General features: G+C 72.2%; 12 protein-coding genes. 4 read left to right on the forward strand and 8 right to left on the reverse strand.

The window, feature by feature from the left end:
* Both ACFYW1_RS38255 and ACFYW1_RS38260 read left to right on the forward strand, forming a co-directional pair.
* Positions 1–908, forward strand: a 908-nt coding sequence (locus tag ACFYW1_RS38255; RefSeq protein WP_389004323.1) for a phosphopantetheine-binding protein, incomplete at its 5' end; no start/stop codon positions are given.
* Between the two features lie 76 nt (positions 909–984).
* Complete coding sequence (locus tag ACFYW1_RS38260) at positions 985–2,493, forward strand: FAD-dependent monooxygenase (RefSeq protein WP_389004325.1); 1,509 nt, start codon at positions 985–987, stop codon at positions 2,491–2,493.
* Positions 2,494–2,578: 85 nt separating this feature from the next.
* On the opposite strand, the gene ACFYW1_RS38265 is transcribed toward ACFYW1_RS38260, so the two are convergent.
* Both ACFYW1_RS38265 and ACFYW1_RS38270 read right to left on the reverse strand, forming a co-directional pair.
* Complete coding sequence (locus ACFYW1_RS38265; protein ID WP_389004327.1) at positions 2,579–2,833, reverse strand: phosphopantetheine-binding protein; 255 nt, start codon at positions 2,831–2,833, stop codon at positions 2,579–2,581.
* 96 nt (positions 2,834–2,929) lie between these two features.
* Positions 2,930–3,955, reverse strand: coding sequence for a ketoacyl-ACP synthase III family protein (locus ACFYW1_RS38270; protein WP_389004329.1), 1,026 nt, complete (start codon positions 3,953–3,955; stop codon positions 2,930–2,932).
* 189 nt (positions 3,956–4,144) lie between these two features.
* Here ACFYW1_RS38270 and ACFYW1_RS38275 point away from each other — a divergent pair, with 189 nt between their 5' ends.
* Positions 4,145–5,350: a cytochrome P450 gene (locus tag ACFYW1_RS38275; protein ID WP_389004331.1), complete on the forward strand. Its 1,206-nt coding sequence runs from the start codon at positions 4,145–4,147 to the stop codon at positions 5,348–5,350.
* Between the two features lie 67 nt (positions 5,351–5,417).
* On the opposite strand, the gene ACFYW1_RS38280 is transcribed toward ACFYW1_RS38275, so the two are convergent.
* The 4 genes from ACFYW1_RS38280 to ACFYW1_RS38295 form a co-directional block, all read right to left on the reverse strand.
* On the reverse strand, positions 5,418–5,765 hold the full coding sequence (locus ACFYW1_RS38280; protein ID WP_389004333.1) for a YciI family protein: 348 nt from the start codon (positions 5,763–5,765) through the stop codon (positions 5,418–5,420).
* Between the two features lie 68 nt (positions 5,766–5,833).
* Positions 5,834–6,733: a virginiamycin B lyase gene (locus ACFYW1_RS38285; RefSeq protein ID WP_389004343.1), complete on the reverse strand. Its 900-nt coding sequence runs from the start codon at positions 6,731–6,733 to the stop codon at positions 5,834–5,836.
* 5 nt (positions 6,734–6,738) lie between these two features.
* Complete coding sequence (locus ACFYW1_RS38290; protein ID WP_389004335.1) at positions 6,739–7,395, reverse strand: CatB-related O-acetyltransferase; 657 nt, start codon at positions 7,393–7,395, stop codon at positions 6,739–6,741.
* Positions 7,396–7,476: 81 nt separating this feature from the next.
* On the reverse strand, positions 7,477–8,943 hold the full coding sequence (locus ACFYW1_RS38295) for an MFS transporter (RefSeq protein ID WP_389004337.1): 1,467 nt from the start codon (positions 8,941–8,943) through the stop codon (positions 7,477–7,479).
* A gap of 150 nt (positions 8,944–9,093) precedes the next feature.
* On the opposite strand from ACFYW1_RS38295, the gene ACFYW1_RS38300 reads away from it, so the two are divergent.
* The gene (locus ACFYW1_RS38300) at positions 9,094–9,660 is read left to right on the forward strand and encodes a TetR/AcrR family transcriptional regulator (RefSeq protein ID WP_389004339.1); all 567 of its coding nucleotides are present in this window, start codon (positions 9,094–9,096) and stop codon (positions 9,658–9,660) included.
* Positions 9,661–9,801: 141 nt separating this feature from the next.
* On the opposite strand, the gene ACFYW1_RS38305 is transcribed toward ACFYW1_RS38300, so the two are convergent.
* Together ACFYW1_RS38305 and ACFYW1_RS38310 are read right to left on the reverse strand one after the other, a co-directional pair.
* Positions 9,802–11,400, reverse strand: a complete 1,599-nt coding sequence (locus ACFYW1_RS38305; protein ID WP_389004345.1) for a DHA2 family efflux MFS transporter permease subunit — start codon at positions 11,398–11,400, stop codon at positions 9,802–9,804.
* A 111-nt stretch (positions 11,401–11,511) separates the two neighbouring features.
* A partial coding sequence (locus ACFYW1_RS38310; RefSeq protein WP_389004341.1) for an SDR family NAD(P)-dependent oxidoreductase occupies positions 11,512–22,920 on the reverse strand: 11,409 nt, incomplete at its 5' end.

A 22,920-nucleotide genomic window follows, 5' to 3' on the forward strand; every position in this document is an offset into this window, starting at 1 on the left:
CCAACTACGCCGCCGCCAACACCTTCCTCGACGCCCTCGCCCACCACCGCCACACCCAAGGACTCCCCGCCACCTCCATCGCCTGGGGACTGTGGAGCGAGAGCAGCAAGATGACGGGTCATCTCGACGAGACGGCGCTGAACCGGCTGTCCCGTACCGGTGTGGTGGCGCTCTCCTCGGAGGAGGGCCTGGCGCTGTTCGACGAGGCGCTCGGGCTGCGCCGGCCCCTGTCGGTGGCCATGGGGATGGACCTCGCGACGCTGGGCGAACGGGCCCGGGCGGGCCTGCTGGAGCCGCTGTTCAGCGGTCTCGTCCAGCAGCGGGCCGGGGCTTCCGCGGCCCGCGCCGCGAGCGGTCCGGTCCGGTCCGTGCCGTCCGGCGTACCGCTCGTCGAGCGCCTGGCGCCGCTGTCGTCCGAGGAGCGGCGCAACGTTCTGGCGCGGCTCGTGCGCGAGAACGTCGCCGCGGTGCTCGGACACTCCACGGCGGACAGCATCGGCCTCGAACAGCCTTTCAAGACGCTCGGTTTCGACTCGCTGTCCGCCGTCGAACTGCGCAACCGGCTCGGCGCCGCGACCGGCCACCGGCTCTCGCCGACGCTGATCTTCGACCATCCCACGCCGAACGCGCTGGTCGGGCACCTCGACGAGTTGCTCGCCCCGCCGGAGGCGGACGTGTTCGGGCGGCTCCTCTCGGAACTCGACCTGTTGCAGAGCGGGTCGGGGGCCGCCGAGGCGTCCCCGGTCGCGGTGGGCAAGGTCGTGACCCGTCTCCAGGACTTCCTGCTGAGTCTGGAGGAAGGCAGTTCCGCCGCGCACGCGTCCGAGGGTCCGAGCGCCGAGCGCATCTCGGCGGCGACCGACGACGAGATCTTCGACCTCATCGACAACGAGCTCGGGATCGCCTGAATCGGGCTCCTCCCGTCCTCACCCCGGCCATGATGGATCCGGTTTTCCCAAACCTCTCACCCCTAGGAATCAGGTTATGTCCGATCCCGTCATCATCTCGGGCGGCGGGCCCGCCGGGCTCATGCTCGCCCACGAGCTGGGCCTGTGGGGCATCGAATCGATCGTGCTGGAGCGGCACGCCACGCGCGACGGCGGCCGCTCCGTCGGCCAGGCCCTGAACACGACCGCGGCCGAACTCCTCGACCAACGTGGACTGTTGGACGGGATACGCGAGCACACCGCGCCCTCGCAGGGCACCCACTTCTCGCTGCTGTGGCTGGACAGCACTCCGCTGGAGGGCCGGCACCTGCCGGCGCTGCTGCTCGGTCAGGAGTACCTGGAGCGGGAGTTGGAGCACCGGGCGGTGAAGCGCGGTGCGGATCTGCGCCCCGGTCACGAGCTGACGGGGTTCACGCAGGACGAGTCGGGCGTCACGGTCGCCGTGCGGTCCGCCGACGGCGAGTACCGGCTGCGCGGCAGCTACCTGATCGGGGCCGATGGCGAGAACAGCGTGGTGCGCGAACTGGCGGGGATCGGTTTTCCCGGTTCCAGCCAGCCCAATTGCGGGCTGGTGGCCGATGTGGAGATCGACTTCGGTGACCTGGAGGAGATCCACCGCGGGGCCCGGTTCTGCCCGATCGGCGGTCTGTACTCGTCGGTCCCGGTGGAGCCGGGAGTGACCCGGGTGATCACCGCCGAGTTCGACACCGATCTGCCGGGCGCTTCGGTGGCGCCCACGGCCGCGGAGCTGCGGGCGGGCGTCGAGCGGCTCAACGAGCAGCCGTTCCCCGATGTTCCGGTGCGGTGGATCCGCAGGTACGGCGGCCCGTCCCGGGTCGCCGACCGGTTCCAGGACGAGCGGGTTCTCCTGGTCGGGGACTCTGCGCACACCTTCTATCCCCTGGCCGGTCTGCGGATCAACCTCTGTCTCCAGGATGCCGTGAACCTCGGGTGGAAGCTCGCGGGCGACCTGCTCGGCTGGGCGCCGCCCGAGCTGCTCGACACGTACACGTCCGAGCGCCGGCCGGCGGCGGTGCGCGCGGCCTCCGCCACGGACACCCAGCTGGCCCTGATCCACCCGGTGAAACGGGTGGCCCCGGTGCGGGATCTGGTGACGACGTTGCTGGAGTTCCCCGACGTCAACCGCTATCTGCTGGAGCTCTCCACCGGGCTGGACGTCAGCTACGCCCAGCCGGACGCGGCGCGGCCGCTGGGCCGTCGGCTGCCGCATGTGGCGCTGACCGGGCCGGGCGGGACGAGCAGTGTCCCCGAGGTTCAGCACCACGGGCGCGGCGTGTTCCTCGACCTGACCGGTACGCGCACCGGTACGGGCACGGCCGCCGACCCCGGTACCGGCACCGCTGTCGCCGACCGGCTGGCGCCCTGGTCCGACCGGGTCGAGGTGGTGGTGGCCCGGCCGGTGGCGGACATCGACGCGCGTGCCGTCCTGCTGCGCCCCGACGGGCACGTGGCGTGGGCGGGCGAGCCGGACGACGAGGCGCTGACGGACGTTCTCCGGCAGTGGTTCGGTTCGCCGCGGCGGTGAGCACGGTGGTACGGCCCCACCGCCGTACCACCGTGTCGTTGTGTCGTTGTGCCGTCGTGTGACCGGACCGGCCGGGGGTGCGGGGTCAGGCCAGCTGCCGGGACCAGCTCGCCACGGTGGGGTCCGTGGCCAGGTCCTTGAAGGAGACCCGGCGGCCGGCCCGCCGCCAGCCGTTGACCAGCTGCATGATGTGCATGGACTTCAGCCCGAGGGCGACCAGGTTCGTGTCGTCGGCGATGGCATCGGCGTCCACGCCGATGAGCTGCGCGACGGTGTCCTTGATCTGCTGCGGGGTGAAGGCGGCCGGAGCGCCGACGGTGCCGGTGGCGGAAGGGTTCATGGTGGGGTTCCTCTTCTCGTACGGTTCATGCGGTTCATGCGGTTCACGCAGGTCATACGGGTTACGGGTCACGGGTTACGTCCTGCGCCCTGCGTCCTACGGGATCTCGACGATCTCCAGGACGGCCGAGCCGACCTCCATGCCCACGGCCGCGGCGAGGAGCAGTACGTGGTCGCCCGGCTCCAGCTGTCCCGAGGACAGCAGGTGGTCGAGGCCGACGATCTGGTCGGTGCCGCCCGAGTGGCCCGTGCGACGGTTGAACTCCCAGGTACCGCGCGAGCTGTCGATGCCCAGCGGGGCGAGGAAGCCGTTCTCCACCTGTTCCCAGGCGACTCCGCTGTGGGCGACCCTGGTGATGTCGTCCATGGTCAGCCCGGCCTCGGCGAGGGTGGCGTCGACGGTCTCGTTGACGATGTCGCCGAGGTGGAACACGGGCGGCACCACGCCCTTGGCCCACTGTTCGCGCAGGTGGTCGGTGCGCGCCTCCAGGTCGAGCCCCTTGCCGAGGGTGACGCTCGGCGGGAAGAGCGGGTCTCCCCCGCGGTGCAGCAGTTCCGCCTCCGGGATGGAGACGGAACCCACCGACAGGAGCTTGGCGAAGCCGCCCCGCTTGGAGAGCACCACCGCCGAACCGGCGTCGGCCAGGATGTAGTTGGAGCTGACCGTCCAGCGGTCCACGTTGGGCGTGGAGAAGTTGTCGCCGGCGGTCACGAGCACGGCGGTGGAGTCGCGGTCGGCCATCAGCAGGTTGGCGGCGAACCGCAGCGACGTCACCATGCCGAGGCAGCCCTGGCGCAGTTCCAGGGCGGGGATGGGCCGGTCCAGGGTGTTGTGGAGGATGTAGTGGGGGGCGGACCAGATGTCGGGGCCCTGGTGGAACACCGGGGTGTGGATGAGGACGTCGATGTCCTCGGGCCGGTGTCCGGAGCGCTTCATCGCGTCCCGTGCGGCGCTGACGGCCATGTCGGGGGCCGGTGTGTCGCCGCCGACGGCCACCGAGATCATGCCGCTGGACTCGCGCAGGGCGGCGTCGTACCACCCGCGTTCGACGGCCTCGTCGATCGTGACCCGTTCCGGGACGAACGTACCGATCCCGGCGAGGAAGACGTTGTCCACCTTCATCTTGCGACGCCCTCTTTCCACAGAACCAATGAAAGTCGGGTCACCCTGGCACCGGGGGCTTGCGCAGCCCTTTCGCGGCGCTTGCAGGTGGATTCGCGGCAAGCGGTTTAAGACACCTTTAGCCCGGTTGCCTAGCGTCCCCCTCGGGATTGTCAGTCACCTCACCATGCCGACCCGAGGAGCACGACCGTGACAGAGGTTCAAGAACTCGCCCGTCTTCCCTTCCCTCGTGATCCGGAGGACGTGAACGGCATCGCGCCCACGTTCCGCGCCCTGCGGTCCAAGTCGCCGGTGGTCAAGGTCGGCACGTCCGCCGGTGACGAGGGGTGGCTGGTCACCCGGTACGGCGAGGTGAAGCAGCTCCTCAACGATCCGCGGCTGGGGCGCTCGCACGCCCACCCGGAGAGGGCGGCCCGGGTCGCCAACGCGGCCGTTCTCACCGGTCCGCTGGGCAAGCCCGAGGAGGAGGTGGCCACCCGCACCCGTTTCCGCCGGCTGCTGTCCCCGGCCTTCTCCGCCCGCCGGGTGGCGCGTCTGAAGACCGGTGTCGAGGAGCTGGTGAGCCAGCTGTACGACGGTCTCGAGTCGGGCCCGAACCCCGGGAACTTCCACGAGGCCCTTTCCTTCCCGCTGCCCGTCCTGGTGATCTGCCAGCTGCTCGGCGTCCCCGGTGAGGACCGTGAGGAGTTCCGTCGGCTCTCGGCGGGCTCGACCAGCCTGGACGACGTGGAGGCCGCCAAGGCGGCCTGGGCCGAGCTGAACGACTACATGTACCGGCTGATCGACGTGAAGCGGCGGAACCCCGGCGAGGACGTCTTCTCCGACCTGGTCGCGGCGCAGGAGAAGGAGGGCCTGGAGGACACCGAGATCGCGCGGATGGCCTCCGGCATCCTCTTCGCCGGCCACGAGACGACGGTGACCCGGCTCGACCTGGGCACGCTGCTGCTGCTCACCCACCCCGAGCAGCGCGCGAAGCTCCAGGCCGACCCCCGGGGGCACATCCAGTCGGCGGTCGAGGAGATCCTGCGGATGGCCGCCCCGTCCACCCAGGACGTGCTGCCGCGCTACGCGCACGAGGACATCCAGGTGGGGGACCTCACCATTCCCGAGGGCGACCTGGTGCTGCTGGCCTTCACCGCCACCAACCGGGACCCGGACATCTTCTCGGACCCGAACTACTTCGACATCACCCGGGACAGCACCCAGCATCTGGCGTTCGGGCACGGTCCGCGTTTCTGCCTCGGCTCGGGGCTGGCCCGTCTGGAGCTCCAGATCGTGTTCTCCACCCTGTTCGAGCGGTTCCCGAACCTGCAACTCGCCACGGAGCTGGACGAGTTGCAGTTCCGGGACAACACGCTGACCGGTGGTCTCTCCGCCCTGCACGTGCGCTGGTAGGACGAGGCGGCACGGCGCCCGGCCCCGTGGCCGGGCGCCGTGTCGTCGGGTCGGTCCCCGGCGCCGGTCAGGCGGATTCGAGGACCGGACGGATCTCGACGGTCTCCGGGGTGGGGAGGCTCCTGGCCAGTTCGACGGCTTCCGCGCGGTCGGCCACCTCGACGATGAACCAGCCGCCGAGGGTCTCCTCGCCGACGTGCGCGGGCCCGTCGGACACCGCCGACGTCCCGTCGGTCGCGGTGCGCACCGTCGCGGGCTCGATGCGCTCGGTCTCCAGGGCTTCGCCGCCGACCAGTTTCCCGGCTGCGGCGAGGCCGCCGATCCAGCCCTCGTACTCCTTGCGGTACGCGGCCCGGTCGGCCTGGATACGGCGGCGCGACTCGTCCGTCTCGAAGATCACGAGTGCGTATTTCATGGGACTTCCTCTCCGGTCGCCGTACGGGCGACCGCTGTTGACGGTGTGTGTCGGAGGGGGTGGTCTGGTCAGGCGGTGCCGGCCGCCGGGGTGATGCGGGCGAGCGCGCCGATCTCCAGCGCGGTCCACAGGGCGCCGTCGGGGCCGACGGCGATGCCGTGCGGTTCGGATCCGGGGGTGGGCAGGTCGTGGACGGTGAGGGAGCCGTCGGGGGTGATCGTGCCGACGCGGTTGCCGCCCCATTCGGTGAACCACGCGGTGCCGTCGGCGTCGACGGTGACGGCGTGCGGGCGGGCGGCGCGGTCGGGCAGCGGGAACTCGGTGATCTGGCCGTCGGTTGTGATCCGGCCGATCTGTCCGGCGGCGATCTCGACGAACCACAGGGCTCCGTCGCGGCCCGCGGCGATCCCCACCGGCGCCGCGGCCTCCGTCGGCAGGGGGTGGAGGGTGACCGTGCCGTCCATGCCGATCCGCCCGATGGCGCCCGCCTGGTTGAGGGTGAACCACATCCCTCCGTCGTCACCGGCGACGATCGCGGAGGGGAACGCGCCGGTGACGGGGAGCGGGAACTCGGTGACATCGCCGTCGACGGTGACGCGGCCGATGCGGTCGGCTGCGGTCTCGGTGAACCACAGCGCGCCGTCGGGTCCCGCCGCGATGCCGAACGGTCCGCAGCCCGGGGTGGGCACGTCGAACTCGTCGATGACGCCGTCGGTGGTGATCCGCCCGATCCGGTCCGCCCGGTACTCGGTGAACCACAACGCACCGTCCGGGCCGGGAGTGATGACGGTCGGCCCGCACTCGGGATCGAGCCGGTGACTCGTGGGTTCCTCGCCGGGGACGAGGCGCCCGATCCGGCCGCCGTGGACGAGGGTGAACCACAGCGCGCCGTCCGGCCCGGTGGTGAGGGCGTAGGGTCCGGCCGCGCTGTCGGCCACGGTGTGCTCTTCGATGGACACGTGGGTCACATGGGTCAAAGGGACTTCTCCTGTTCGTGTTCGGTGGCGATGCGTTCGATGTCGGCCGGGGTGCCGGCCATGATGGTGCGGGCGTGTTCGGTGACCAGGTCGGCGGGCCAGTCCCACCACGCGGCGCGCCGCAGCCGTTCGACGTCGGCGTCGTCGAAGCGCTGCCTGATCGGCCGGGCCGGGTTGCCGCCGACGATCGTGTAGGGCGGGACGTCGGAGGTGACCTGGGCGCCGGCCGCGATGATGGCGCCGTCGCCGATCCGTACACCGGGCATGACGGTGGCCCGGTGGCCGAACCAGACGTCGTTGCCGACGATTGTGTCGCCGCGGCTGGGCATGGCGGTGACGATGTCCAGCGTCCGCTCGGCCCACCGGCCGCCGAACATGGTGAACGGGTACGTCGACGCCCCCATCGTCGGGTGCTCGGCACCGGCCATCAGGAACGTGGTCCCGGAGGCGATCGCACAGTACTTGCCGATGACGAGGCGCTCCGGCCCGTAGGCGTAGAGGACGTTGCGGCGCTCGAAGTCCGTGGCGCCGTCCGGGTCGTCGTAGTACGTGTACTCGCCCACCGCGATGTTCGGCGAGGTGACCAGCGGCTTGAGGAACACCACGCGTTCGTGGGCGGGCAGCGGGTGAACGGTGGTCGGGTCGGGAGACAAGATCGGGGTCCTTCGTGTGGTGGTGGGATGGCGTGCACGGCCCTGCGCGGCGGCTTCTTCCGGCCGGGGCGGCCGTCAGGGTCAACGGCCGCTCATGGATGCCTCGTTCGAGGTGGGGACGGCCTCCGGCCCGGTGGGACGTCGCGGCGCCGCGGGCTTGGGCCTCGTCGTCAGCCACAGGCCGGTGAACACGGCGGTGACCAGGGTGACGGCGCCGGCGGCGAGGAAGGCACTGTTGAGGCCGGTCTCGAAGGAGGCGCCGCCGGACTGCCGACCGCGGACGACGGCTCCCAGTACCGCCACGCCGAACACCGCGCCGATCTGCCGGGTGGTGCTGCTGATGCCCGATGCGAGGCCGCCTTCCTGCGGACCGACCGCTTGGATGGCGGCGCCTGTCAGTGGGGACATGGCCAGGGCGAAGCCGGTGCCGGCGAGTCCCAGCCGCCACCACACGTTCCCGTAGCCGGTGTCGGCATGCACCATACCGAGCGCCAGCAGTCCCAGGCCGGCGAGAGCCAGGCCGGTGGTGACCACGATCCGGAAGCCGTACCGGGCGGCGAGCCGGCCGGCGTACGGGCTGACGATCACCATGGCGAGGGACACCGGCAGGGTCTGCAGACCGGCGCGCAGGATCGAGCTGCCCTGGACGTACACGAAGAACTGGGAGAAGAAGAACGACGAACCCATGAGCGCGAACCCCACCACGACCATGGCGGTGTTGGACACGGTGAACAGGCGCTGCCGGAACAGCCTCAGCGGCAGCATCGGTGCGGAACGACGCGCTTCCACGGCGACGAAGGCGGCGAGGAGGATCACCGCGGCGGTGAAGCTGCCCAGGATGACCGGCGACGTCCAGCCGCGGGCACCGCCCTCGATCAGCCCGTAGGTCAGTGCTCCCACCGCCGCGACGGACAGCACGGTGCCCGGGACGTCGATCGCGGGGGCGCCCGGATTACGGGACTCGCCGAGGTGGCGCAGGCCGACCAGCAGCAGGACCCCGCCGATGGGCAGATTGACCAGGAAGATGGCCGGCCAGCCGAAGGCCTCCGTCAGCACGCCGCCGGCCACGGGGCCCGCGGCCAGACCGATTCCGCTGAATCCGGCCCACAGTCCGATCGCCCTGATCCGTTCTTGCGGCACGGGACAGGCGGCGACGAGCAGGGCGAGTGAGGCGGGGCTCAGCGCCGCGGCCCCGATGCCCTGCAACACCCGGCCGGCGGCCAGCCAGCCGACCGAGGGCGCGAGGCTGCACAGCAGTGACGCGGCGGTGAACACCGCCACGCCGGTCAGGTACACCCGCTTGCGGCCGAACCGGTCGGCGAAGACACCGCCGGACAGCAGCAACATGGCGACCAGCAGTACGTATGCGTCGACGATCCACTGCAGACCGGTCAGCTGGGTGTGCAGCCGGTGCTGCATGTCGGGCAGCGCCGCTCCGACGATCGTGTTGTCGAGCAGGACCATGAACTGGCCCAGACAGGTCACCGTGAGCAGCACGGCCCGGTTTGATCGACCGCCTGCGGTCGCGGTCGCATGCGATGCGGCCATGAAGATCCCCCTCAATCGATGGTTGCGCCCAGCCACGGCCGTCACGGGTGGCGATACCCCCGAGCGACCTAAAGCAGTCGGTGACTGCGTTAGTGAACTGTACGGAGGGTCGCCCGTAAACGCAAGTCGCGACTGCGTTAAGGTGGAAGCATGAATGAACGACAGCCAGCCCGGCGCCCCGGCGGGCGCAGCGCCCGCGTCGGCGCACAGGTACACCGGGCCGTCACCGAACTGATCGGCGAGCGCGGCTACGGCAACTTCACCATCGGCGAGGTCGCGGCCCGCGCGGGCGTGGCCGACAGCAGCATCTACCGCCGGTGGGGCAACCTGGAGGCCCTGCTCACCGACGTGGCGCTCAACCGCCTCAACGCGCAGTCGCCGATGCCCGACACCGGGAGCCTGGCCGGCGACCTGCGCACCTACGCGGCCAACGTGGCCCGCGAGATCACCGGCCCCGACGGTCCGACGGTGCTGCACCTGGCCGTCGCCCTGTCCGGCAGCGATCAGCAGGGCCTGCAGGCCCGTGACGCCCTCCGCGACGAACGCATCCGGCAACTGCAGTCCATGCTCGACCGCGCCCGCGAACGCGGCGAGCACGCACCCGACGCGTTGGGCGTGCTGGACCACGTCCTGGCCCCGATGTACGTCCGCGTCCTGTTCGGGATGGGCCCGCTCACCCCGGACTACGTCGACGGGCTGGTCGACCGGTTGCTGTGACCCCGGCCCGGTCCCCCGGAATCGGCCCCCGGCGGGCTCCCCGGGCGGGGGCCGTGTACCGGGCAACGTTCCGGCCCCCACGCCGGGGGATGTGCGTGGGGGCCGGGGGTCGTGGCCGGCCCGGGGCCGGCGGTGTCGGGTTCAGCGGCTGGGTTCCGGCTCCGCCCCGACCGGCGCGACGGCCTCGGCCGCCGCGGCCTTCTTCTTCATGTGGTTGTGGGCCGTGGTGCACAGCAGCGCGGACAGGGCGATGGCGCAGAGCGGCAGCACGAAGGAGGAGTCCATGGTGGCCACGAAGCCGTGGTTGTAGACGTCCTCGGCGAGCTTGCCGAGTGTGCCCGCCGCCTTGTCGGGCAGGTCGGCCGCCAGTGCCTTGAGCGCCGAGGCGTCCGGGGTGTCGCCGTGCGAGAAGGCGGCCACGAAGCCGTCGCGGGACCCGGCGGGCAGCGCGTCGGCGCGGGCGGTCGCCTCGGAGTGCAGGTTCGAGGCGAGGCGGCTCTGCAGCACGGCGCCCACGATCGAGGCGCCCAGGACCGAACCGATCTGCCGGACCGTGTTGTTGACCCCGGAGGCCGCGCCGGCGAGCTGTCGGGGCACGTTGCGCATCGCCTCGGTCGCCATCGGGGCGAGCAGGCAGCCGGTGCCGAGGCCGAGGACGGCCATCGGCAGGGTGAAGGTGTACCAGTGGCTGTCGGTCGCGGCGAGCATCATCACCAGGGCGATGCCGCAGCCGTACACGATCAGGCCGAACAGCAGGACGTTCTTGCCGCCGATGCGGTCCGACATGCGGCCCGCGAAGGGTGCCGTGCACATGGACATCACCGGGGAGGCGGCGAGGGTGAGGCCCGCCTGGATCGCGCTCATGCCGAGCACGGACTGCAGGTAGATGTTCATCGGCAGGACCAGGCCCAGCAGCGCCATCGAGATCAGGGCCACGATGGTGGTCATGACGGTGAAGTTGCGGTCGCGGAACAGGGCGAAGGGCACCAGGGGCTCGTCGCCCTGCTTGCGCCGCTGGTGGAGCAGGAACACGCCGATGAGTGCCACGCCCGCGGTGATCAGCGCGACGATGCCGGCGTTCCAGTCGTAGCGCTCGCCCTCCTGCAGGCCGAAGGACAGGCAGAACAGCGCGGCCGTGACGATGACGACGCCCACCACGTCGAACTTGTGCGCGCGGGCGGGCCGGATGTCGGGCACCCACAGGAACGTCAGGGCGATGACCGCCAGGCCGATCGGCACGTTGATGAAGAAGATCCAGCGCCAGCCGATCGCACTCACGATCAGGCCGCCCAGGGTCGGGCCGGAGAGGGTCGCGACCCCGGCGATCGAACCCCACACGCCCATGGCGGTGCCGCGCCGGTCGGCCGGGAAGACCGCCATGATCAGGACCATGGTCTGGGGCACCATCATCGCCGCGCCGAGGCCCTGGACCGCGCGCGTGCCGATCAGCACGCCGGGGGTGCCGGCGAGGCCGCAGGCGATGCTCGCCAGGGTGAACAGGGAGACGCCGGCGACGAACAGGGTGCGGGGGCCGCGGAGGTCACCGAGCCTGCTGAAGGTGATCAGCGTGACGGCGAGCACCAGCGCGTAGGCGCTGACGACCCACATGGCCTCGTCGAGGGACGATCCCAGCCGGTCCATCATGTCGGGAATCGCGATGTTCACGATGGTCAGGTCCAGCAGCGTCATGAAGAACCCGAGACCCAGCGTCACCAGGACTGCCCATGGGTTCCCGCGCATATTCCTCACGGATGACTCCTTGTCCGTACACCTGTGGTGCACATTGCTTTTTCGAACATCGGTGGTTTCCGAACGTCGTCGAGAGGGCGCCCGCGGCCCGTCCGTGCGGGCTCATTCGGCTCCGGTGGCCCGGAGTTCGTCGTCGAGGGCGGAGAAGAGTTCGTCGTCCGTGACCGATTCGAGGTCGGACACGTCGTCGGACCCGGGCGCCAGGTGCCGGTGCGCGCCCTGCCATCGGCGCAGCAGTTCGCCGAGGCGTCCGCCGACCCGTTCGTACTCCTCGGCCCCGGTGCCGGTCGCCCCGGTGAGGGCGGCCTCCAGGTGGTCGAGGGCCTCGGCGAGCGACGCCGGGCCGGCGGTGTCGTCCGGTACGAGCCGTCCGAGCAGTTCCGCGGCGAGCGCCGCGGCCGTCGGATGGTCGAAGGGGAGCGTGGCGGACAGCCGCAGCCCGGTCGCGGCCGACAGCCGGTCGCGCAGTTCGACCGCGGTGAGGGAGTCGAACCCCAGCTCCTGGAAACTGCGTCCGCTGTCGACGCGCCGGGTGTCGGTGTGGCCTAGCACGCCCGCGACCTGGGCACGCACCAGTTCCAGTACGGCGTCGGCGCGCTCGTCGGGGGTCATCGCGGTCAGCCGGTCGAGCAGGGGCTGTGTGCTCTCGGCCGGGCCGCCGGATGCGGCGGAACGACGTACGGGGGTACGGACCAACGCGCGCAGGAGTGCGGGAAGTCGGCCCGAGGCCGCCTGGGTGCGCAGGGCCGCGGCGTCGAGCCGTACGGGTACGAGCAGCCCCTCCGGGGCGGGCAGGGCGGCGTCCAGCAGGGCGAGGCCGTGGTCGCTCGCCATCGGTGCGAGGCCGGAGCGGGCGAGACGGGCCCGGTCGGCCGCCGCGAGTTCCTCGGCCATGCCGGCGTCGTTGCCCCACAGTCCCCAGCCCAGGGACAGGGCGGGCAGGCCGTCCGCCCGTCGGCGCAGGGCGAGCGCGTCGAGGAAGGCGTTGGCCGCCGCGTAGTTGGCCTGCCCCGGGGTGCCGAGCGGTGCGGCGATCGAGGAGAAGAGCACGAACGCCGACAGGTCGAGGCCACCGGTGAGTTCGTGCAGGTTCCAGGCGGCGTCCGCCTTGGGCCGCAGCACCGTGTCGATGCGCCCGGGGGTCAGTCCGGTCAGGACCGCGTCGTCGAGCACGCCCGCCGTGTGGACGACCGCGGTCAGCGGGTGTTCGGCGTCGACGGTCGTCAGGAGGTGCACGAGCGCCTCGCGATCCGCGACGTCGCACGCCGCGAAGACGGGGCTCGCCCCCGACGCGGCCAGTTCGGCGCCCAGTTCGCGGGCGCCGGGGGCGTCCTCGCCCCGTCGGCTGACCAGCAGCAGGTGCCGTACGCCGTGTTCGGCGACCAGGTGCCGGGCGACGAGTCCGCCGAGGAAACCGGTGGCCCCGGTGATCAGGACCGTGCCGTCCGGGGCGAACCGCGGGCCCCGGTCCTCGTCCCGGCCCGGGTCCGGGTTCTGTGCCCGGTCCCGGTCGGACGCCCGGGGCACCAGGCGCGGGACGTACGCCGTGCCTTCGCGCAGCCCGATGTGCGGTTCGCCCTGGGCGAGGGCCGCGGTCGCCGCCCCGGCCACGGCGCGTGCCGAGGCGTCGGTGCCGTCCAGGTCGAGGACGACGAGGCGGCCGGGGTTCTCCGACTGGGCGGAGCGCAGCAGACCGGTGACGGCGGCGGCCACCGGGTCCGGTGCCTCGCCCGGCCGGACGGCGGCGGCCTGCCGGGTCAGCAGGACGAGACGGGTGTCGGCGAGGTCCTCCCGGCCGAGCCAGGTGTGCAGCAGGGCCAATGCGTCGGTGAGGGCGGCGCGCGCCGCGTCCGGCGGGTTGGTCCCGGGTGTCCGGGACCGGCCGGGCGCGTCGAGTACCACGATGTCGGGCGGTGTCGTGGTGCCGGTGTCGGTGTCGGTGTCGGTCAGTGTGCCGAGGGTTTCGACCGGGATGCGCCGTGCGGTGTGGGCCATCGCGGGCGCGGCCAGTTCGGACCGGTCGTCGAGCACCGCCCAGCGTCCCTCGTGGAGCGGACTGTCCGTTTCCGGTGCGTCGGCTCCGGCGAGTTCGGTCCAGGCGAGGTGCAGGAGTCCGCCGTCCGCGCCGGTCGTCGCCGTCGGGGCGGGCAGCCGGCCGGCGGGCAGTGCCCGCACGGCCAGGGTCTCGACACGGGCCACCGGCGCCCCTTCGGGGTCGGCGATGTCCAGGGACACGGCACCGGCCGTCGCCGTCGGGGCGATGCGTACGCGTACGGCCGTGGCGCCGGTCGCGTACAGGGTGACGCCGCTCCACAGGAACGGGATGTGGACGCGGTCCTCCTCCGTCCGCCCGTCCGGGTCCGGGCTGCCCAGCGCCAGCGGGCGCAGGGTGGAGTCGAGGAGGGCGGGGTGGATGCCGTAGCCGTCCGGTGCGGCGAAGTCGCCCTCCGGCAGTCGTACGTCGAGGTACAGCTCGTCGCCCAGCCGCCAGGCGGCGTGCAGTCCGCGGAAGGCGGGGCCGTACGAGAGGCCGGCGGTGACGAGGCGGTCGTGGAGCGCCTCGACGTCCATGGCCGCGGCGCCGGGCGGCGGCCATGCCCCGCCGAGTGCGGTGTCCGTCGCCCCGGCACCGTCCGGGGTGCCGTCGCCGAGCGTCCCGGTCACGTGCCGGGTCCAGGGCGCGCTCCCGTCGCCGGTGGTCCCGTCGTCCGGCCTGGTGTACACGCTGAACGGGTGGCGGTTCGTGTCGTCGGCGGCGCCGACGGTGACCTGGATGCGCAGGGCGCCGCGTTCCGGCAGCACCAGCGGGGCCTCCATCGTGAGGTCCTCGACGGTGGTGCTGCCGACCCGGTCCCCGGCCCAGGTGGCGAGGTCGGCCAGGGCGGCACCGGGCAGCACCACGGCACCCGCCACGACGTGGTCGCCGAGCCAGGGGTGGTCGTCGAGCGAGAGCCGTCCGGTGCACACCAGCCCCTCGCCGCCCGCGAGTTCGACGAACGCGCCGAGCAGCGGGTGGTCCGCGGCGTCCTGCCCCGTGCCGGCCGTGTCACGGGGTGCGGCGGGGGTCTCCAGCCAGTAGCGGCTGCGCTGGAAGGCGTACGTGGGCAGGTCGGCGACCCGTGCGTTCCGCCCGGCGAGCAGTGCCGGCCAGTCGACGGGGGTGCCGCGGGTGTCGGCGGTGGCGAGCGCAGCGAGGAAGGTGCGGTCCTCGGGGCGGCCCGCCCGCAGGACCGGGGCCGCGGCGGGCAGCTCGTCCCCGTCCTCGAAGGCGTTGCGGACCAGCGAGGTCAGGACGGGGTCGGGACCCAGTTCGAGGTAGGTGGTGACGCCTTCCTCGTGGAGGGTGCGGATGCCGTCGTGGAAGCGGACCGCCGCCCGGATGTGCCGCGCCCAGTAGCCGGGGTCGGTCAGCTCCCCGGGGAGCGCGACGCGCGCGGTGATGTTGGAGACGACCGGGATGCGCGGTTCGTGGAAGGTCAGGGTGCGGGTGATCCGTTCGAACTCTTCGAGTACGCCGTCCATGTGCGGGGAGTGGAAGGCGTGCGAGACCGTCAGCCGGCGGGTCTTGACCCCCTGGGCCAGGAAGTGTTCGGCCACCTCGTGGGCGGCGTCGGCGTCGCCGGAGATCACCACGGCCCGGGGTCCGTTGACCGCGGCGAGGCTGAGCCTTCCCCCGTACGGCCGCAGCCGGTCGAGGACGTCGGCCTCGGCCGCGCGGATCGCGATCATCACACCGCCCTCGCGGGCCGACTGCATCAGCCGTCCCCGCGCCGCCACCAGGGTGCACGCGTCGTCCAGGGTGAGGACCCCGGCGACGTGTGCGGCGGTGACCTCGCCCACGGAGTGGCCGATCAGCAGGTCGGGGGCGAGTCCGAGGTGCTCGGTGAGCCGGTACAGCGCGGTCTGGACGGCGAACAGGGCGGCCTGGGTGAAGACCGTGCGGTCGAGCAGGTCGGCCTCGGGGCTGTCCGGCCCGGCGAACACCAGCTCCTTCAGGGAGCGGCCCAGTTCCGTGTCGAGCCGTGCGCAGGCCGCGTCGAAGGCTTCGGCGAAGACGGGGAAGGTCTCGTACAGTCCGCGTCCCATGCCCGCGCGCTGGCTGCCCTGACCGGTGAACATGAAGGCGGTGCGGCCGGTGCCGGAGGCCGTTCCCCGCACCACGTCCGGTGTGTTCTCGCCGAGGGCGAGGGCGGTCAGGGCCCCGGTGAGTTCTTCCCGGTCCGCGCCCAGGACCACGGCGCGGTGTGCGAGGCGGGCCCGGGTGGTGGCCAGCGACAGGGACACGTCCTCGGGGCGCGGCGGTTCGGCCGCTTCGGCGAGGTACGACACGAGGCGTGCCGCCTGGGCCCGCAGCCCTTCCTCGGTGTGCGCGGACAGCACCCAGGGCAGCGGGTGCGCCGACGGCCCGGTCCCGTTCCTCACGGGACCGGCCGCCGGGGCGGGCTCCGTGCGGGGGGCCTGTTCCAGGATGAGGTGGGCGTTCGTGCCGCTGATGCCGAACGAGGAGACCGCGGCCCGGCGCGGCCGGTCGGCCCGTTCCTGCCAGGGCTGTTCCTCGGTCAGCAGTGTCATCGTGCCGGCGGACCAGTCCACGTGGGGAGTGGGTTCGTCCACGTGCAGGGTGCGCGGCAGCGTCCCGTGGTGCATCGCCATCACCATCTTGATGACGCCGCCGACCCCGGCCGCCGCCTGCGAGTGACCGATGTTGGACTTGAACGAGCCGAGCCACAGCGGCTGTTCGGGGGTGTGCTGCTCGCCGTACGTGGCCAGCAGGGCCTGGGCCTCGATCGGGTCCCCGAGGGTGGTTCCGGTGCCGTGCGCCTCCACGGCGTCGACGTCCGCACCGCTCAGGCCCGCGTCGGCGAGGGCCTGCCGGATGACGCGCTGCTGGGCGGGCCCGTTGGGGGCGGTGAGTCCGTTGCTGGCACCGTCCTGGTTGACGGCGCTGCCGCGGATGACGGCGAGTACGCGGTGGCCGTTGCGGCGCGCGTCCGAGAGCCGTTCCAGGAGCACCAGGCCGACGCCCTCGGCCCATCCGGTGCCGTTGGACGAGGCGGAGAACGCCTTGCAGCGCCCGTCCGGCGACAGGGCCCGCTGGCGGCTGAACTCGATGAAGGTGGTGGGTGTGGCCATGATGGCGACGCCGCCGGCCAGGGCGAGCGAGCACTCGCCCTCGCGCAGTGCCCGTGCGGCCAGGTGCAGTGCCACCAGGGACGACGAGCAGGCGGTGTCGACGGTGAGGGCGGGGCCCTCCAGTCCGAAGGTGTAGGAGACCCGGCCGGAGGCGACGCTGCCCATGCTGCCGTTGCCGAGGTAGCCCTCGTATCCGGCGGGTGCCGGGTGCAGCCGCGACGCGTAGTCGTTGTACATGACTCCGGCGAACACCCCGGTACGGCTGCCGCGCATCGTCGTCGGGTCGATGCCCGCCCTTTCGAACGCCTCCCAGGTGGTCTCCAGCAGGAGGCGCTGCTGCGGGTCGGTGGCGAGCGCCTCGCGCGGGCTGATCCCGAAGAACTCGGCGTCGAACTCCTCGGCGCCGTGCAGGAATCCGCCGGACCGCGAGTACGTCCTGCCGGCCGCGTCCGGGTCGGGGTCGTACAGTTCGGCCTCGTCCCAGCCGCGCGAGACGGGGAAGCCCCCGACCGCGTCCACCCCGTCGGCGACCAGTCGCCACAGCTCCTCGGGGGAGGTGATGCCGCCGGGGTAGCGGCAGCTCATCGAGATGATGGCGATCGGGTCGTCGTCCTCGGCCCGGCGCCGGACCGGTTCGTCCTCGGCGGGCGCGCTCTCCCCCATGACGCGTTCCAGCAGGTAGCCGGCCACCGCGCCGGGGGTGGGGAAGTCGAAGACGAGGGTGGCGGGCAGCGGCAGCGCGGTGGCGGTGGCCAGCCGGTTGCGCAGTTCGACCGAGGCCAGCGAGTCGAAGCCGTAGCTCTTGAACGCCCGGGTGTCGTCGACGGCCCCGGCCGAACCGAGGCCGAGGACGGTGGCCACCTGGGTGCGTACGAGTGCGGCGACCGCGTCGGTGTGCTCGGCCTCCGGCAGGGCGGCGATCCGCTGGGCCCATTCGCCGGCCGGGGTCTCGGCGGCGGTCCTGGCGCTCCTGCGGACGGGAACCCTGATCAGTGCGCGGAGCAGGGCGGGGAGCGGTCCGTCGCCCGCGCCGGCCCGCAGTGCCGCGAGGTCAAGGCGGGTGGGGACGGTGGCCGCGCGCCCGGTGGTCAGCGAGGCGTCGAACAGGGCGAGGCCGTGGTCGGTGTCCATGGCGGCGAGGCCGCCCCGGGTCATCCTGGCGAGGTCGGCCTCGCCGAGGTGGCCGGTCAGTCCGGTCGCCCGGCCCCACAGGCCCCAGCCCAGGGACAGCGCGGGCAGCCCGTGGGCGTGCCGGTGCTGGGCGAGGCCGTCCAGGAAGCCGTTCGCCGCTGTGTAGTTGCCCTGTCCGGGGTTGCCGAGGGTGGCGGTGACGGAGGAGAAGAGGACGAAGGCGGCGAGGTCGAGGTCCCGGGTCAGTTCGTGCAGGTACCAGGCCGCGTCCGCCTTGGGACGCAGCACCGCGTCCACCCGCTGCGGCGTCAGCGCCGTCACCGTACCGTCGTCCAGCACCCCCGCCGTGTGCACCACGGCAGTCAACGGATGCTCCACCGGAACCGACGCCAGCAGCTCCGCCAACGCCCCCCGGTCACCCACATCACACCCCACCACCCGAACCCGGGCACCCAACCCACCCAGCTCCGCAACCAGCTCGGCAACACCCTCCGCCCCCGCACCCCGCCGGCTCACCAACAACAGATGCCGCACCCCGTACGCACGCACCACATGACGCGCGAACAGCACACCCAACGTCCCCGTACCACCGGTGATCAACACCGTCCCCTCGGGGTCGAGCGGGCGCGGGGGCGGTGTGTCGTCGGGGGTGGTGGCCCTGACCAGCCTGGGCACGAGCGGGCCTTCGCTCCGCAGGGCGAGCTGGGGTTCGGTGTCGAGGGCGGACCACACCCGTGCCAGGTCGTCGGCCGGGTGGTCGGGTCCGGCCAGGTCGACGAGTGCGAACCGGTCGGGTTCCTCGGCCTGGACGGTTCGCATCAGGCCCCACAGGGCGGCGCCCGCCAGGTCGGTGACGTCCTCGCCGGGCCGGGTCGCCAGGGCGCCCTGCGTCACGACGGCCAGCCGTGAGCGCATGAACTCCTCGCCGGCGAGCCACTGCTGGACCGCTTCCAGGGTCCGGTGCACGGTGATGCGCACATGTCCTGGTGTGTCGTCGGCGGCCGGGTCGCCGGGCAGCGGCGGCTCGGACGCGGCGAGGACGACCAGCTGCGGCGGTTCGGCGCCTTCGCGCACGGCGGCCAGGAGGGCGTCGAGGCCGGGGTGCACGGGGGCGTTCAGGGAGTCCGCGAGCCCGCGGGTCAGCCGGGTGTCCCCGCCGACCACGGCGCACGTTCCCGTCCGGCCCCGCTCGGGCGCGGCCGGACGGATCCATTCGACGGCGTACGGGGTGTGTGCCTCGTCCGCGCCCCCGGCCCGGAGCCGGTCCTTCGGGATCTCGCGCAGGGCGAGGGAGTCGACGGAGACGACCGGCCGGCCCTCACCGTCGAACAACTCCACGGACACACTGTCGTTGCCCACCGGCACCAGCCGCACCCGAACCGCCACCGCACCCGTCGCGTGCAACCGCACACCCGACCACACGAACGGCAGCCTCGGAGCCACCAGACCCGAACCGTCCCCCGGCAACAACCCCGCATGCAACGCCGCATCCAACAACGCCGGATGCACCCCGAACCCCTCTGCACCACCACACTCCTCCTCACCCAGAACCACCTGGGCAAACACCTCCACACCCCGCCGCCAGACCGCCTCCACCCCCTGGAACACCGGCCCGTACTCATACCCCGCCCCCGCCAACTCCCCATACAACCCCGACACATCAACCCGCACCGCACCCACCGGAGGCCACACCCCGACAGGGTCGGGGGTCTTCGTGGAACCGTGGGCCAGGACACCGGTGGCGTGGCGCGTCCACGCCTCGTCGTCGTCACCGGCCTCCTCGGGCCGGGAGTACACGGCGACGGCGCGCCTGCCCGTGGTGTCCGAGGGTTCCACGGCCACCTGCAGGTGCACGGCGCCCGTGTCGCGCAGCACAAGGGGTGCTTCCAGGGTGAGTTCTTCGAGGGTGTCGCAGCCTGTCTCGTCGCCCGCTCGCAGGGCCAGTTCGACGAAGGCGGTGCCGGGCAGCAGGACCGTCCCGGCCACCGCGTGGTCGGCGAGCCACGGGTGGGTCTGCAGGGACAGCCGCCCCGAGAACACCGAGGAGCGCGTGCCGGCGAGACCCACGACCGCGCCGAGCAGGGGGTGCTCGGCGGCGGTGAGGCCCGCGGCGGACACGTCGGCGGTCTGCCGGGCCGGCTCCAGCCAGTACCGGCTGCGCTGGAAGGCGTACGTGGGCAGTTCCACCGACCGGCGCGTCGGGGGCAGCAGCTGCCCCCAGTCGACGTCCACACCGTGGGCCCACGCCCGGCCGAGCGAGCGCAGGAAGCGTTCCCGGCCGCCCTCGCCGCGGCGCAGCGACGGCACGGCCACCGCGTTCGGGGCGGACGCGTCGTCGAATGTCTCCTGCATTCCGATGGCGAGCACGGGGTGCGCCCCGCACTCGACGAACGTGGTGAAGCCGTCGGCGAGCAGCGCCCGGGTGGTCTTCTCGAACTCCACCGTCTGCCGCATGTTGCGGTACCAGTAGTCCGCGTCGAGCCCGGCGGTGTCGATGACCTCGCCCCGGACGGTGGAGTAGAAGGCGGTGTCGGAGGTACGGGGGGCGATCGGGGCGAGCAGTTCGATCACCCGGTCGCGGATCGGTTCGACGTACCGGGAGTGCGAGGCGTAGTTCACCGCGATCCGCCGGCAGCGCACACCGTCGGCCTCCAGTGTCCGGGCCAGTTCGTCCAGCCCCTCGGAGGTTCCCGAGACGACGGTGGACGACGGTCCGTTGATGGTCGCTATTTCGAGGTCGTCGGGCCGACGCTCCAGGAGGAGGCGCACCCGGTCGACGGGCAGGGCGACGGAGAGCATGCCGCAGTGCCCGTCGATCTCGGTGATCGCCCTGCCCCGGAGCGCCACCACCAGGGCGGCGTCCTCCAGGGACAGGGCACCGGTGAAGGTCGCCGCGGCGATCTCGCCCTGCGAATGACCGACCACCGCGTCCGGTACGACGCCGAAGGACTGCCACAGTTCGGCCAGCGAGACCATCACCGCCCACAGGGCCGGCTGGACCACGTCCACCCGCTCCAGAAGCCCGGCGCCCTGCTCGGTGAGCAGGACGTCCAGCAGATCCCACTCCACGAACGGCGACAACGCCCGCGCGCACTCCTCCAACCGCGCCCGGAACACCGGCGAATCGGCGTACAGATCTGTTGCCACACCTGTCCAGTAGGAGCCCTGGCCAGGGAAGACGAACACCGTCTTCCCGGCGGTCGTGGCCCCTTCCATGGGGGTGTCGGGGTCGGCGAGGTCCCGCACGGCGCGCAGGAGTTCGTCGCGGTCGGTGCCGACGGCGACCGCCCGGTGGTCGAAGACGGTACGGGCGTGCACCAGCGCGGAACCGATCGTGGCCGGGTCCAGCTCCGGCCGCTCGGCAACGAAACCGGCCAGCCGCGCGGCCTGCTCACGCAACGCCGCACCACTGCGCCCCGACAGCACCCACGGCACCGGACCCTCCACGGCAACCGCCTCACCCGGCCCCGCTTCCTCCGCCGGAGCCTGCTCCAGAATCAGATGGGCGTTCGTGCCGCTGATGCCGAACGAGGAGACCGCGGCCCGGCGCGGCCGGTCCAGCTCCGGCCAGGGCTGCTCCCGCGTCAGCAGCGAGACGGCACCCGACTCCCAATCCACGTGCGGGGTCGGTTCGTCGACGTGCAGGGTCTGCGGGAGCACGCCCCGGCGCATCGCCATCACCATCTTGATGACGCCACCGACACCCGCAGCCGCCATGCTGTGCCCGATGTTCGACTTCAACGACCCCAGCCACAGGGGCTGTTCGGGCGTGTGCTCCTGACCGTACGTGGCCAGCAACGCCTGCGCCTCGATCGGGTCACCCAGCCTGGTACCCGTACCGTGCGCCTCGACCACATCCACATCCGCACCCGTCAGACCGGCATTCGCCAACGCCTGCCGGATCACCCGCTGCTGCGACGGACCATTCGGCGCCGTCAGACCATTGGACGCACCGTCCTGGTTGACCGCACTGCCCCGCAGCACCGCCAGCACCTCATGACCATTGCGCCGCGCGTCCGACAACCGCTCCAGCACCACCACCCCGACACCCTCGCCCCACGCCGTCCCGTCCGCATCCGACGAGAACGCCCTGCACCGCCCGTCCCCCGACAACCCCTGCTGACGCGAGAACTCCACGAACATCCCCGGCGACGCCATCACCGCCGCCCCACCCGCCAACGCCAACCCGCACTCACCACTGCGCAACGACTGCGCCGCCAGATGCAACGCCACCAACGACGCCGAACACGCCGTGTCCACCGTCACCGCCGGCCCCTCAAGACCCAACGCATAAGCAACCCGACCCGACGCCACACTCGCCGTCGTCCCCGTCAGGAGATAACCCTCCGAACCGGCAGCCGGCTCGTACAGCCGCGGGCCGTACTCCTGCGTCATCGCCCCGACGAACACACCCGTACGGCTGCCCCTCAGCGAACCGGGCACGATCCGGGCCCGCTCCAGGGCCTCCCAGGCCGTTTCCAGCAGCAGCCGCTGCTGGGGGTCCATCGCCGCGGCCTCGCGCGGGCTGATCCCGAAGAACTCGGCGTCGAAGGTGTCGGCGTCGTACACGAAACCGCCGTGCCGGGTGTACGTCCTGCCCGACAGGCCCCGCTCCGGGTCGTACAGCTCGTCCAGGTCCCAGCCCCGGTCCCCGGGGAGTTCCCCGATCGCGTCCACACCGCCGGAGACCAGGTCCCAGAGCCCTTCCGGCGACACCACTCCGCCCGGGTAGCGGCACCCCATGCCGATCACGGCCAGCGGTTCGTCGGAGGAGTCGTCAAGGCCGGAGAGCACCGCGTCGACGGTCTGCGGGTCCGGCGCCTCCACCAGGTCCCGCACGATGTGCCGGGCCAGCACCTCGGGAGTGGGGTAGTCGTAGACGAGGGAGGACGGCAGGGCGATGCCGAGGTCGGCGGCCAGCCGGCTGCGCAGCTCCACCGACGTCAGCGAGTTGTAGCCCAGATCGCGGAACGGCAGCGTCGGATCGACCGCCTCGGCGCTCTCGTACGCGAGGATCTGCGCCGTGTGACGGCACACCAGGTCGGTGATCAGCTTCTGGCGGAGCTGGTCACCCTTCTTGCTGGTCAGGGTTCGAAGCTTCTGCGCCCACTCCCCCAGGATCTGGTCCGCCTCCTCGCCGTCCTTCTCGGGCTCGGCGTCGGCCGGGGTGTTGGTGACGGTGCCGGTGGTGGGGGCGGTGAGGCCGGGGACGTCGATCCAGTACCGCTTGCGCTGGAAGGCATAGGT

The sequence above is a fragment of the Streptomyces sp. NPDC002669 genome, assembly GCF_042889165.1.
Lineage (GTDB): Bacteria > Actinomycetota > Actinomycetes > Streptomycetales > Streptomycetaceae > Streptomyces.